The sequence below is a fragment of the Kitasatospora sp. NPDC032757 genome (assembly GCF_055579305.1).
Genome location: NZ_JBVINN010000076.1, coordinates 1 through 12421 on the forward strand (window position 1 = coordinate 1; position 12421 = coordinate 12421).

12 protein-coding genes and 1 pseudogene are annotated in these 12421 nt (G+C 71.1%); 9 read left to right on the forward strand and 4 right to left on the reverse strand.

The window, feature by feature from the left end; genetic code table 11:
- Window positions 1–1099: 1099 nt before the first annotated feature.
- Window positions 1100–1500, reverse strand: a pseudogene (locus ACZ5WK_RS39510) (transposase); the annotation flags it as partial.
- Between the two features lie 83 nt (window positions 1501–1583).
- Window positions 1584–2276 (reverse strand): helix-turn-helix domain-containing protein, encoded by a 693-nt coding sequence (locus ACZ5WK_RS39515; RefSeq protein WP_465555298.1) that lies wholly within the window; start codon window positions 2274–2276, stop codon window positions 1584–1586.
- On the opposite strand from ACZ5WK_RS39515, the gene ACZ5WK_RS39520 reads away from it, so the two are divergent.
- Together ACZ5WK_RS39520 and ACZ5WK_RS39525 are read left to right on the forward strand one after the other, a co-directional pair.
- Window positions 2250–2777: an SRPBCC family protein gene (locus tag ACZ5WK_RS39520; RefSeq protein ID WP_465555300.1), complete on the forward strand. Its 528-nt coding sequence runs from the start codon at window positions 2250–2252 to the stop codon at window positions 2775–2777. The genes ACZ5WK_RS39515 and ACZ5WK_RS39520 overlap by 27 nt on opposite strands.
- A 442-nt stretch (window positions 2778–3219) precedes the next feature.
- Window positions 3220–4923 (forward strand): DUF885 domain-containing protein, encoded by a 1704-nt coding sequence (locus ACZ5WK_RS39525; protein ID WP_465555302.1) that lies wholly within the window; start codon window positions 3220–3222, stop codon window positions 4921–4923.
- A gap of 473 nt (window positions 4924–5396) precedes the next feature.
- On the opposite strand, the gene ACZ5WK_RS39530 is transcribed toward ACZ5WK_RS39525, so the two are convergent.
- The gene (locus tag ACZ5WK_RS39530) at window positions 5397–5654 is read right to left on the reverse strand and encodes a hypothetical protein (protein ID WP_465555304.1); all 258 of its coding nucleotides are present in this window, start codon (window positions 5652–5654) and stop codon (window positions 5397–5399) included.
- A 558-nt stretch (window positions 5655–6212) separates the two neighbouring features.
- Between ACZ5WK_RS39530 and ACZ5WK_RS39535 the strand changes: the two genes are divergently transcribed.
- From ACZ5WK_RS39535 to ACZ5WK_RS39560, 6 genes are all read left to right on the forward strand, one after another.
- On the forward strand, window positions 6213–6716 hold the full coding sequence (locus ACZ5WK_RS39535; protein ID WP_465555306.1) for a SigE family RNA polymerase sigma factor: 504 nt from the start codon (window positions 6213–6215) through the stop codon (window positions 6714–6716).
- Between the two features lie 20 nt (window positions 6717–6736).
- A complete protein-coding gene (locus tag ACZ5WK_RS39540) occupies window positions 6737–7483 on the forward strand; it encodes a hypothetical protein (protein WP_465555308.1) in 747 nt (248 codons plus the stop codon).
- A 293-nt stretch (window positions 7484–7776) separates the two neighbouring features.
- Entirely contained in the window at window positions 7777–8970 is a 1194-nt protein-coding gene (locus ACZ5WK_RS39545; protein WP_465555310.1) for an NAD(P)/FAD-dependent oxidoreductase, read from the forward strand.
- Complete coding sequence (locus ACZ5WK_RS39550; RefSeq protein WP_465555312.1) at window positions 8967–9884, forward strand: RNA polymerase sigma-70 factor; 918 nt, start codon at window positions 8967–8969, stop codon at window positions 9882–9884. Before ACZ5WK_RS39545 ends, ACZ5WK_RS39550 begins: the two co-directional genes overlap by 4 nt.
- A 35-nt stretch (window positions 9885–9919) precedes the next feature.
- Complete coding sequence (locus ACZ5WK_RS39555; RefSeq protein ID WP_465555314.1) at window positions 9920–10285, forward strand: hypothetical protein; 366 nt, start codon at window positions 9920–9922, stop codon at window positions 10283–10285.
- 145 nt (window positions 10286–10430) lie between these two features.
- Window positions 10431–10607, forward strand: a complete 177-nt coding sequence (locus ACZ5WK_RS39560) for a hypothetical protein (RefSeq protein WP_465555316.1) — start codon at window positions 10431–10433, stop codon at window positions 10605–10607.
- A gap of 477 nt (window positions 10608–11084) precedes the next feature.
- Here the strand turns inward: ACZ5WK_RS39560 and ACZ5WK_RS39565 are convergent, their stop codons facing one another.
- A complete protein-coding gene (locus ACZ5WK_RS39565) occupies window positions 11085–11720 on the reverse strand; it encodes an NAD(P)-dependent oxidoreductase (RefSeq protein ID WP_465555318.1) in 636 nt (211 codons plus the stop codon).
- Between the two features lie 98 nt (window positions 11721–11818).
- On the opposite strand from ACZ5WK_RS39565, the gene ACZ5WK_RS39570 reads away from it, so the two are divergent.
- Window positions 11819–12196 carry a winged helix-turn-helix transcriptional regulator gene (locus tag ACZ5WK_RS39570; RefSeq protein WP_465555320.1) on the forward strand — a complete coding sequence of 126 codons (378 nt, stop codon included), beginning with the start codon at window positions 11819–11821 and terminating at the stop codon, window positions 12194–12196.
- Window positions 12197–12421 lie beyond the last annotated feature (225 nt).

Consider the following 12421-nt stretch of genomic DNA (forward strand, 5'->3'; position numbering starts at 1 on the left):
GGGGAGGGAAATTTGGCTGGTTACGCTCTCTCGCAGGTTTTGGGTTGTACCCTTTCCTCTCCGCTTGGCGCGGGGTAGGGGGGTGACCGGGGCTACGGGGGGGCCGCGTTCGCCCCACCCCCCCCCCCCCCCGGGGGTTGGTTCTTTGGCCCCACCCCTGATGAGGACCCCCCGAACCACCCGTTGTTCGCCGCCGGGGGCTTCTCCCCGCGACCGTGATCGATGACGCCTGCGCCCCGTGGGCACCTCGGGCACGCGGGAGGAGGCGTGCCCGGCGCGCTCCCGCCCGGCCTTGAACGCCGGTTCCGGTGCCGGGTGCTTGGCCTACCGGAAGTGCTCGTGCTCCCACGTGAAGCCGGCGCGCACCGCACCCACCACCGCCTCGCCGGTCCACTCCCGCGCCTCGCCGACCCGCATCGGATCCACCGTCTTCCCCGTCCGGCCCCGCTCCGGGGCTCCACGGCTCCTGGTATCGCACACCCCCGCACCGGCCAGCCCGGAGAACGCCGCAACACCACCCGCCAAGGGCACCCGGCCTTGACAGGCCGCTCGAGCTCGGTGCTGGTGATGTTGTCGTCCCGGGGGATGTGCTCGGCTCAGTGCGACCAGTAGGGGTCCTCGGTGTCCGGTGTCAGGGGCGAGAGCGGGCGGGCGTAGTCCGGAGCGTACGCGACGTCAGCGCCGCTGACGGACATGGTGAGGGTGACCGTCCCGTCCGGTTCCGGGGAGAGCGCAATCCAGACGGCAATTCCCTCCGAGGTTTCAGCGCTGAGTTGGTCCGGGCCCTCGTCCGCTGCTCGGGGTCCAGGCCGGCGGCTTCTGCTGGTAGCCGTGCAGCCGCCATGCAGCCTCGATTCGGTCCTTGAGCTCTTGCCGATGGGACGCGCTGATCCTGGTACGGGCGGTGAACCGCCGGGGGGCGACGCGCCTCTGCTCCTGGTCCCGAACACCGGTGGGGTCAAGCGCCTAACGGCCGGCTGAGACGACGGACCGGGCGCAGCGGGTACAGCAGGACGGCCTGGGCGACGGCCAGGAGGGCGTGCTCCCGTCTCGGCCCCAACCCCTGACCCCGCCCCCCGGCGCCATGCCGACCGCCACCGTGGTGCTTGCTGCCCGGCCGGCCCCGGTCGACCGGCGAAGGTCCGGTGTGAGCCCCCGTTTGAGTGCCCTGATGTGCGAGCCGTCGATGGCGGCGTCGTCCATCTCCAACAGCCCCGCCGCCCGCAGTTCGCCGAGCAGGACCTCGTGCAGGCGCGGCCACACGCCGGCCTCGGTCCAGTCCCGCAGGCGCCGCCAGGCGGTGACTCCGCTGCAGCCGGTCCGCTCGGCGGGTACATCCCGCCAGCTCACGCTCTTGCACAGCACGTAGACGATGCCGCGCAGGGCGGCACGGTCGTCCGCGGGCAGCCGGCCGGGGTAGCGGTGGCGTCGCGGCGGACGTGGCGGCAGCAGCGGAGCCACCCGCTCCCACAGGTCATCAGGCACAAGATCATCCGACACGTGCAGCACTCTGCCGCCCGGCCACCTCAACTGCCAAGCCCCTGAGCCGAACTCATTTTGAAATGATCAGTAAGAGGACCGTGTCATAGGGCGGGCCGGGTGTAGCGCGGGTCCTGGTTGCCGAGGTAGACCACGGTCATGGTGAGCCGGACCGGCTGAGCGGTCGGGTTTCGGTACACGTGGGTCCGGTCGCCTCGGATGCGTACCGACCCGCCTTCCGGGACGTGGAACGAGGCTCCGCCGACCTCGACGTCGAGTTCTCCCTGATGCAGGTGGATCAACTCGCGAGTGCCGGCGGGATGGGCGTGTGAGCTGATCTCGTCGTTCGGCGCGATGACGAAATCCCACAGTTCGACGAACGGCGCCTGGCCGTCGTTGATGAGCAGCCTCGCCTCGCTGGCACGTCCGGCTCGCCGGACGTCGATGTCGGCGGCGGTCGTCACGTGGCCGAGATCGTCGGGCGGTTCGACGAGTTGTCCGATGGAGATCCCGAGTGTGGCGCAGATGCGGGCGACCGTCGCGATGCTGGGATTGGTTTGCCCGGTTTCGATCTGCTGGAGCATGCCGCGGCTGACTCCGCTGCGAGAGGCGAGGTCTTCCAGGCGCCAGCCGCGCTCTCTTCTTCCGGCCCGCAGATTCGCCGCCAACGTCGCGCTGACTGCCTCTGCTGGATCTGTTGACACCGCACTGCCTCCGCGACCAGGATGTTGTATCTGAGTTCCGAGATAATGTACCCGAGGGAGTCGAGCATGACGAGCCAGAACCCAGCCACTCACCCGGATGTCCAGTTCTGCCTGGAGGGGGTCGGGGTAGCCGAGCCCGGTTGGAAAACGCTCATCGTCACCGCGACAGCCGACAGTCCTGCCGACCCGCAGGACATCTGGGCGCTCTGGAGCGATCTGGGCAGTTGGCCGTCCTGGTCGCCGTTGCACCAGGGCACCGAATGGACCGGACCGCCCGGATTCGCGGCGGGTGCGACCTTCGACCAGACTCTCCGCCTCGGTTTTCCCGCCGGAACCACCACCGACCACGTCACCGTCGGCATCGCCGAGTCCGCTCGCCGCGCCTCCTGGTCCGGCGATGCCAACGGGGTGCGCTCCTGCCATCTGTGGACCTTCACCGCGCGGGCTGGAGGGGGAACCCGAATCGGCAATACCGAGGTGTTCGACGGCACGGTCATCGGCCTGACCAAGCCGATGATCGCCTCACGCTGGCGACGCCAGTTCCAGCAAGCCGTCGACACACTCGCGAGCAGGGCGGCGCAAGCCCGCCGTTGAGAGCGCTGCTGCCGGCGCACCGGGTTCCGCCGCGCCGCGCTCGCCCCGTCCAGCGAGCTCGCATGCAGGGGCGGCCGTCGAGATGGTCCCGAGCGGCCTGAACGAAGGCGCGGACGAGGAGGGTCTCGGAGGAAGCGCCCCGGACATCTCGACGTCATGGCGCCTCGTGGCGCACCCACCCGGATCGAAGCTGGCTGCTCGATACCGTGCAGGCGTGCTGACCGCGTCGCCGTGGCTGCGGCGCGGCGCGACCTGAGCCGCGGGCCGAGAGCGGCCGAGTCCGTCACTTGACCAGATGGAAGCCCGGATGCCGGAGCCAGGCGGCCAGGAACCACGTCACAACCGAGCGGTCCCCCCGTTCCGGAACGGGGGTGCGTGGGGACAGGACGAACACAGTGACCGCTCCTGGCTGCTCCGGATGACAGTGCGTCATGATGCTGGTATGTCAGATGAACGGACCACCCCACGCGCCATCGCCGACAGCTACCTCGACCAGGTCGCAGCGCACGACCCGCTGGAATCCGCATGGCTGGGCCTGCACCCCGGCGACGACCGGCAGCCGGACCTCTCGCCGGAGGGCTTCGAGGCCCACGCCGAGATAGCACGCCGTTCCCTCGCCGCACTCGACGCCGCCCCGGTGACTACCGATCCCGCCGAGCTGGCCTGCGCCAGGCTGCTGCGGGAGCGACTCACCGCCGAACTCGCCGTCCACGACGCCGGTGACAACTACCGCCAGCTGCGGGCGATCGGCGCCCACGTCCACCAGGTCCGGGACATCTTCACCTTCATGCCCACCGCCACCGACGAGGACTGGGCGGCCGTGGCCGGGCGACTGCGCAATCTCCCCGGCGCGCTGGAGGGTTACCGGGCCACCCTCACCAAGGGGATCTCCCGCGACCTGCTCGCCGCCCCGCGCCAGGTGGACGTGGTCATCGGCCAGCTCACCGCCTGGACCGGAGGAACGGCAGACCGGGCGGCCGGACCGCAGGCGGGCGCTGGCGCCGACTGGTTCGCCGGCTTCGTCGCGGGCGGTCCCGAGTCGCTCCGCGCCGAACTGGACGCCGCCGCCCTGCGAGCCACCGCCGCGGTCGCGGAGTTCCGGGACTGGATGCGGGACACCTACGCCCCCGCCGCCGCCGGCACGCCGGACGCCGTCGGCCCCGAGCGCTACCTGCGTGCCGCCCGCTACAACACCGGCGCCGACCTCGACCTGGAGGAGGCGTACGACTGGGCCTGGAGCGAGTTCCACGGGACTCTCGCCGACATGCAGGCCGCGGCCGCCGGCGTCCTGCCCGGCTCGACTCCGCTGGAGGCCATGCGCCACCTGGAGCGGCACGGCCACGCGGTCAAGGGCGAGGAGGGCATCCGCGACTGGCTGCAGCAGCTCATGGACGGGGCGATCGATGCCCTCGACGGCCGCCACTTCGACATCACCGGACCGATACGCAAGGTCGAGTCCCTGATCGCGCCCGCGGGCAGCGTCGGAGGGCCCTACTACTCGGGCCCCAGCCTCGACTTCAGCCGCCCCGGCCGGACCTACCTGCCCACACTCGGCCGGGAGTCCTTCCCGACCTGGCAGCTCGTCAGCACCTGGTACCACGAGGGCGTGCCAGGCCACCACCTGCAGCTCGCCCAGTGGGTCGCCGTAGCCGACCGGCTGAGCCGCTACCAGGCCACGCTGGGCATCGTCAGCGCCAACATCGAGGGCTGGGCACTGTACGCCGAGCGGCTCATGGACGACCTGGGGTTCTTCGCCGAACCCGGCTACCGCATGGGTTTCCTGGACGGGCAGATGCTGCGGACCATCCGGGTGATCATCGACATCGGGATGCACCTGCGGCTCGCCATCCCCGCCGACTCCGGCTTCCATCCCGGCGAGCGCTGGACCCCGGCCCTGGCCGCGGAGTTCATGGCCACCTACAACGGCGCCTCGGCCGAGGAGCGGGGCGGCCAGATCGACCGCTACCTGGGCTGGCCGGGCCAGGCCATCGGGTACAAGCTCGGCGAACGCGTCTGGCTGGCAGGCCGCGAAGCCGCCCGGCGGCGCCAGGGCCCCTCCTTCGACCTCAAGACCTGGCACATGAAGGCCCTCTCCCAGGGCTCCCTGGGCCTGGACGATCTGGCCGGCAACCTCTCGGCGCTGTAGGTCCCGACAGCGTCGGACGAGCCGCGCAGCGCCGAACCGCGCTGTCCTGGCAGGGCAAGGAGCCCCCCAGGGCAGCACACCGGCCGGCCCGATGTGCGGTCCAGTGTCGTTGGGGCGCCCGCCCGACCACGACCAGGCTGAGACACGTGACCACTATGAGAGGGTGACGTATGAGTCTTCGTCCGGGGCTCTTTCTGTTGCTGCGTCACCTGGTGGTCGCATTGTGGTCGCCGGGCCACATCGGCCAGGGCGCTGATGGTTCTCCTGTTGCTGTCTGCTGATACGCGGGCAGTTGCCGGTGCGGGCGTGGGCGCTGGCGCCAGGGGCGCTGGGCGCGACAGACGAGGTGTCCGAGTCGGCGTTGTCGCGGGTCCAGGCGACGGCGTCGACGGCCGCGCGGGCGGCGAGGCGGGTGATCGACGATATGCGGTCGCTGCTCACGGTAGAGGGTGCTTCGAGAGCCTGATGACGTCTCAACGGCGCCCGCCGGTGCGTACCTCCTGCAGGAGGCCCCAGGTGAAGTCGGCGATGTACGGCCGAGGCAGGCCCTGCGGGTCGGCGGCGAACTCGAGCCGCCACCGGGTCGGCGCGGTGCCCTCGCGGAGCATGGCCGGCAGGAAGGCCGCCGCGACGTCCGAGACGACACAGCTCCACGGGATCAGGTCGGCGAGCGGACGCAGGACGGGCCGCGGCGCGTCGGCGGGGCGCACCACCGGCCACTCGTTCCACATCGCGTCGCCGGTGCCCTCGGGGCCGAGCGGGACCTCGAAACGCAGCTCGGGTCAGAGCGGCAGCGCCCACTGCCGTGCCGTGCAGGTGAGGTCGCCGATCCTGTGGAGGAGGACCGACTGCGGTGGGCCGAGGACCGTGGTGTGGCAGGCTGCCCCGCGCGGGAAACGGGACGAACGGGTCATCGCCTGCCAGCGGTTGTTCGCTTCGCGCATCGCGGCGCGGGCGCACTTCGTTGCGGGCCATGACGTCCTCCAGGAGCGGTGGCGAGAACCATAGAAGAATGAAATCTGTTTTCATCTAGAACATCCAGCGCAGGCGCTACTGGCTGCCCGACGAGAGCCGGTACGCCCTTTCGATGGTGCGGCCCGCGAGGGCGGCGGCTGGGGCGGGCGGCGGCTGGGGCGGGCGTGGCGGCGCCCGTGAAGGCCGCGAAGTGGCGCGAGTTGATCGGCGGCTGACGGGCGGGGTTCGGCGCAACATTTCGCGCGGCCCGATGCGTGACTACTGGTGGCGCCGGTACGACGGCGCCGCGAATCGGGGCAGGGGGCCGGGATCGGATGTCACCGGAACGTGAGAGTCAGTTCGACGAGTTCGTCGCGGCGCGCTACGCGGCGCTGCGCCGCACGGCGTATCTGCTGTGCGGGGACTGGCATCGGGCCGAGGACCTGGTGCAGGCCACGCTGATCAAGCTGTACGCGCGCTGGTCCCGGCTGCGGGACCCGCAGTCCGCGGCGGGCTACGCCCGTACCACGCTGACCCGCACCTACATCGACGGCCGGCGCCGGCGTTCCAGCGGTGAACTCACCGGCCTGGACCTGCCGGAGCAGGCCGCGGCCGGGCCGGACAACGACCGACGGCTCGCGCTGCTGGCGGCGCTGGCCCAGGTGTCGCCCCGCTACCGGGCCGTCCTGGTGCTGCGCTACTGGGAGGACCAGAGCATCGAGGAGACCTCGGCGATCCTCGGCGTGAGCACCGGAGCCGTGCGCTCCGACGCACACCGGGGCCTGGCCCAGCTGCGGGCGATCCTCGGTGAGTCGCTCAGCGAGATCGCCGCAATCTGACGCGGGGAGAGGAGAGAGGCATGACATCGCAGAACGACGCAGAGCAGGTCCACCGGATGACCGCCGCCCTGTTCCAGGAGGTGTTGGCGCAGCCGGAGCCGGACCCGCCGCCGGTGCTGGACGAGGTGCGGACAGGCGGTCGCAGGTTGCGCCGCAGGAGGCGGCTGGCGGTCGGGGTGGGCGCGCTGGCCGTGCTGGCGCTGTGCGGGACGGGCACGGTGGTAGCGGGGGGATCGCGCCCGACGTCGGTGGGGCCGGCGGCCGGGGGCACGGGCAGGCCGGTACGCCAGGACGGCATGCACCAGCTCGACAAGTGGCACGACCGGATGCTCGCCGCGCTGCGGGCGAACCTTCCGGCGGGCTACGTGAACGTCGTCGACGGCAGCGGCCCGACCACTTTCGAGCTGGTCCGCGAGGACGGGGGCACCGTGGCGGTCGCGGCCGTCATGGGCAACCCACTCCCGGCCGGGACGTATCCGCGCAGCCCCTGCGACGCGGCCGGGCCTGCCGGGCAGGCGTACTTCGCGGACTGCCGATCGGTCACCCTCTCGGACGGCTCGACCGGCTGGCTGAGCAAGGGCACCACGAACCCGGTCACCGGCGTCACGCTGGCCACCCCGCAGGGAAAGGTGTTCGGACTCGGCGGTGTTCCCAGCGGCGGCGGCCACGACGTCGGCCCGGCCCCACTGGGCGACCTCGAAGCCCTGGTCCGCGCCCCTGAGGTGGCCGCAGTGCTCCAGGGTGTCCCGATGAACGCGCCGAGCTGAGCCGCGGCACGGGTACTCCGTACCGGCGGCGCTGGACCAGGTGCTCGGGCAGCGGGGCCGCGTGCAGGACGGCGCGACCGGAGACGGCGCGGGTGAGGGCGTCGTAGAGGCGGCGCAGGCCCGTTCGCGCCTCCGGTTCGCCGCCGACGACGGTGCTGATGCCGTGCGCGGCCACTCTCTCTTCGCGAGGTGACGCGGGTCACATCATTCCCATGTCACGAACGGAAGGGCAGCTTGCGTCTGGTGGTCGTCCGCACGGCGGGAACGGTCGACACGAAAGAGGCAGTAGAACGATGAACGCGACAGCAGCGCAGCAGCACGAGGTCCTGGTCCTGGGCGCCGGTTACGCCGGGCTCTCCGCCGCGATCCAGCTGGCGGCCCGCACCAGGAAGCGTGGGAACCTGCGAGTGACGCTGGTCAACCCTTACGACACTTTCACCGAGCGGCTCCGGCTGCACATGACCGCCACCGGCCAGGAGACGGCCGAGATGAACGTCCCGGAACTGTTGGACGGCACCGGGGCCGGCTTCGTCCGCGGCTGGGTCACCGCCGTGGACGCCGAGGCAAAGACCGTCCGGATCGACGACGACCGCATCCTGCGCTACGACACCCTGGTCTACGGCCTGGGCAGCATCGCGGACACCGTCGCCGTCCCCGGCGTGGACGACCACGCCTACACCCTGAACAGTCCGCAGGACGCCGCCCTCCTCGCCGACCGGCTGGCCCGGCTCGACGGCGGGACCGTCGTGGTCGGCGGCAGCGGTCTCACCGGCATCGAGGCCGCCGCGGAGATCGCCGAGCGGCACCCGGAACTCCAGGTGGTGCTGCTGGGCCGGCAGGAGCCGGGCGCGAGCATGCACCCGAAGGCCAAGGCCTACCTGGACGCGGCGCTCGCCCGGCTCGGCGTGCAGGTGCGCAGCGGCGTCGAGGTGGTCAAGGTGCTGCCGGACAGTGTCGAGCTCGCGGACGGCTCCGGCATCGAGGCGGCCGCGGTGCTGTGGACCAGCGGCACCCGCGTGTCCCCGCTGGCCGCGGCCGCGGGCCTGACCGTCGACGAGCGCGGCCGGGTGGTGACCGACAGTGCGTTGCGTTCGGTCTCCCACCCGGACGTCTACGCCGTGGGCGATGCGGCGGCGATCCGTCAGGGTTTCGGCGTGATGCACGGGACCTGCCAGAGCGGGATGCCCACCGGAGTGCACGCGGCTCTGTCGATCCTGCGGGTACTGGCCGGCAAGGAGCCGAAGCCCTTCCGCTTCGGCTACTACCACACCCCGGTCATCCTGGGCCGCGGCGACGCCGTCGTGCAGTTCACCCACCCCGACGACAGCCCGCGCCGGATCGTGCTGACCGGCAAGCGGGCCGCGAAGTACAAGGAGACGGTCACCGCAGCGCCGTGGCCGACCTTTCTCCGCATGAAGAAGATGCCCGCCTCGGGCGCCCTCTGGCCGCACGGCGGCCGCTACACCCGCTTCAGGAGCGCCAAGTGACCCATCCGCAACCGGCCGGCCCCGACCAGCTCGCCTTCCAGCAGTACCGCACCCTGCTCTTCTCCGTCGCCTACCGTATCCTCGGCTCCGCCGTCGATGCCGAGGACGTGGTCCAGGACGCGTGGCTGAAGTGGTCGGCGGCCGACCGTTCCCAGGTCGCCGACCCCAAGGCCTACCTGACCCGGATCGTCTCCAACCTGTCGATGGAGCGGCTGCGTTCGACCCGCCACCAGCGCGAGACCTACGTCGGGCCGTGGCTGCCCGAGCCGATCCTCACCGGCCCGGACACCGCCGACGGCGTCGCCACGGCGGACTCGGTCTCCATGGCTCTGCTGGTCGTCCTGGAGACGCTGAGCCCCCTGGAACGCGCGGTGTTCGTCCTGAAGGAGGTCTTCGCCTTCAGCTACGCGGAGATCGCCCAGGCGGTGGAACGCTCGGAGGCGGCGGTCCGGCAGGCCGCGCACCGCGCCCGCGAGCACGTCCAGGCCCGCCGGCCCCGGTTCAGGGCGGACCGCGCCCGCCAACGCGACGTCACCGAGCGGTTCTTCGCGGCAGCGACGGGCGGCGACATCAACACCCTCATGGAACTGCTCTCCCCGGACGTGACGCTGTGGACCGACGGCGGCGGCAAGGTCCGCCAGGCCCTCAAGCCGGTCATCGGCCTGGAGACCGTGGCCGGATGGTTCGCCGCGCTCGGCACCGCGACCTACCAAGGCATCGAACCCGGTCAGATGCGGGCAGAGCTCACCTGGATCAACGGCAGCCCGGGCGTGGTCTTCCACGGCCCGGACCGGGTGGTCGCCACGATGACCTTCGACTTCGACCCGGAGGGCCGCATCTCGGCCATCCACAACGTGGCCAACCCCGACAAACTCCACGCCGTCGCCGACGGCACTCGACACGAACTCCCCTGAACGGCCCCGTCGTTGTGGACCCCTCCGGAATCCCCGTGGTGGCCGGGCCCGGCCGCCGCTCCCCCACCGCCGGGCCCGGGCCCGGCGAGGTGTCGGCACCCGACACGGCCGCCACCGCCGCCTGGCAGCCGCTGGAGAGAGGCGAGCAGCCCGTGCGGGCGTGTCCTGCCTGCACCCTGCGCCACACCCGGGGAACCACCGGCCTAGCCCACGTCCACCCGCCCGCGCACCGCACCCTGTGCCCGCGCCACCACCGCTGGAGCCCCGGCCCCGACACCAGCCTGACCACCGCCGCCCTGCCCGAACTCGGCCAGGCCTGGCGCGACCACCAGCGCCTGATCCGCCACCCGCGCGCCGCCGCGGCGCTCAGCTGGGCAGGCGCCATCACCACCCGCTGGTAGGACCAGCAGACCCACCGCGCCGCACGCCGGCAGCACCGGCTCCACTACCTCGCCGACGCCAACCCCCACGCCACACCGACCACACAGTCCTGGGCCCTGTACGCGCGAGAACTCGTCACCTACCCCGAGACGATCACTCTCGCCCGTGTCCTGGCCACCGCACGCCTGCCCCGGCAGCCACGACAAGGCCCCCGCGCCTCAGGCCCATCCCGCCATCACCGCGTTCCCGACCCACACCGCCCACCAGCTCCGCCTCGAACGCCTCGCACCCCCACCCGGCGACCTCCTGTGGACCTGGATCCACCACCCACGCACCAGCTGAACCCCGACAAACCACACGTCGCCCACCTGTGGGGCTACCGACAGACCAGCAAGCAACCCCAGGACATCTCAGACAACCCACGATTCCCGACCCATCACCGATACCCACAGGCCAGAACCCCGCACAGCGATCCCACCCAACAGAAACCGATCAAGAAACCGCGCGCCACCCGAGGCGCGGCTGCGGGTCGGGCACATCCTGGCCGTCACCCGCACCCAGGCCGCGTTCGTGGCCGGCGCCCGGAAGGCGGGCGACGAGTGCGCGCCGCTGGACTTCCTGCCCGAGGTCTACCACCGTTACGGCGAAGGCCGGGACACGGAGGCCTTGGAAGAGGCTCGGTCCGACCTGGATGCCGCACGGGAGGCCAACCGGGACCTGGCAAGAGCCCTTAACCAACGCGGTTGATCTGCGATGTCCCACCGTGCACGGGTCCCTGAAGCCGCCACGGCACGACGGCTGTCGCGGCGGCGGCCCGGTTCACGCCGTCTCAACGCCTACATGAGTGCGGTGATGTCGAGGCTCATCAATCTCGTCGAGCAAGGCGACTGCGAAGTCGTGGTGAGAGATGCGGCTGGCAGCGTCGGCGGAAGCGGTGGAGTAGCGCCCAGAGCGCGTCCCGTCAGGATCGAAGTCGCCCGCTGGACTGACGATCAGCCAGTCCAGCGCGGTAGTCGAGGTGCGCAGCACACCTGCCCCGGCTGCATGAGCGAGGCAGAAGGGCCGGTACTCCGGCGGAAAGCCGGGGCTGTCCATCAACGGCGTCCCGTCGGTGGTCTCCAGAACGGCCGCCAGGCCGACGACGACCAACCGGCCCACACCGGCTTTCGGCAGCCCGTCCGAGAGCGCTTGCGCAGCGGTTTTGAAGAACACGTCAGCCTGGGCGCCAGGGTCGTAGGCAGCCATGATCGCAGCGTCTTGCCCGTTCGCGAGGTCCGCAACGGAGTCGGCGTCGGTGACATCACCGACGAGCAGGCGGACTCCCGCCCCTTCAAGATCCCGGTACTTGTCCGGATCCCGGACGACCGCGGTGACATGGTGCCCGCGCCGGACCGCCTCGGCAACAACTGCCCGTCCAGCACGGCCACCTGCGCCGAAAACAATGATCTTGCCCATGCGGCTACCTCGCTTCGTCTCAACAGGCTCTGCCTGCTGACTCCGCAAAGTAGCCGGACCCATGGTTACCTCCTGGATACCGAACTACCGTGGCCCCTGTGACAAAGCCTCTGGACCCGGACATGTTCGACCCGCTCTGCCCCTCTGAGCTGATGCCGATCCGGGTGGGCGACAAGTGGGCCGGGATGATCATCCAGTGTCTTGAAGACGGCCCACGGCGGTTCTCCGAACTACGAACACCGCTGCGGAACGTCACGCCGAAGGTCCTCACCCAGTCACTCCGGACCCTGGAACGTGACGGCTACGTCATCCGCACCGTCCATGTCGAACCATCCCGCCACGTCGAGTACGAACTGACCTCGCTCGGCCGGAGTCTCCTCGATCTACTGGGCGTGGTCCGCGCATGGGCCGAAACTCACCTGGACGAGCTCATTGACGCCCGCGAGGCAGCAGAGCGGAGCACACCCACCGGCTGACGCGCCAGGCCATCCGAACGACGGTTGGCGCCATACCTGTTGCACCCGCCACTCTGACCTCACCCGGCGCCGAGCTGCACAAAGTGGACTCCACCCGCCTCGCACCACAGGGTTACCCCCAGAGAGGGCTGCGCACCGCCGGCGCGCAGAGCATCCTGCCGGCCCGGCAGCAGCACTACGTGGTCTTCCCACGGCTGCTGTTCGTCCTCGCCGACACCGGCGAGC

Excerpts from the sequence above, each read along its gene's own strand:
- ACZ5WK_RS39520 (WP_465555300.1), top strand. The coding sequence starts at position 2,250 with ATGACGAGCCAGAACCCAGCCACTCACCCGGATGTCCAGTTCTGCCTG.
- ACZ5WK_RS39525 (WP_465555302.1), top strand. The coding sequence starts at position 3,220 with ATGTCAGATGAACGGACCACCCCACGCGCCATCGCCGACAGCTACCTC.
- ACZ5WK_RS39530 (WP_465555304.1), bottom strand. The coding sequence starts at position 5,654 with ATGTGGAACGAGTGGCCGGTGGTGCGCCCCGCCGACGCGCCGCGGCCC.
- ACZ5WK_RS39535 (WP_465555306.1), top strand. The coding sequence starts at position 6,213 with ATGTCACCGGAACGTGAGAGTCAGTTCGACGAGTTCGTCGCGGCGCGC.
- ACZ5WK_RS39540 (WP_465555308.1), top strand. The coding sequence starts at position 6,737 with ATGACATCGCAGAACGACGCAGAGCAGGTCCACCGGATGACCGCCGCC.
- ACZ5WK_RS39545 (WP_465555310.1), top strand. The coding sequence starts at position 7,777 with ATGAACGCGACAGCAGCGCAGCAGCACGAGGTCCTGGTCCTGGGCGCC.
- ACZ5WK_RS39565 (WP_465555318.1), bottom strand. The coding sequence starts at position 11,720 with ATGGGCAAGATCATTGTTTTCGGCGCAGGTGGCCGTGCTGGACGGGCA.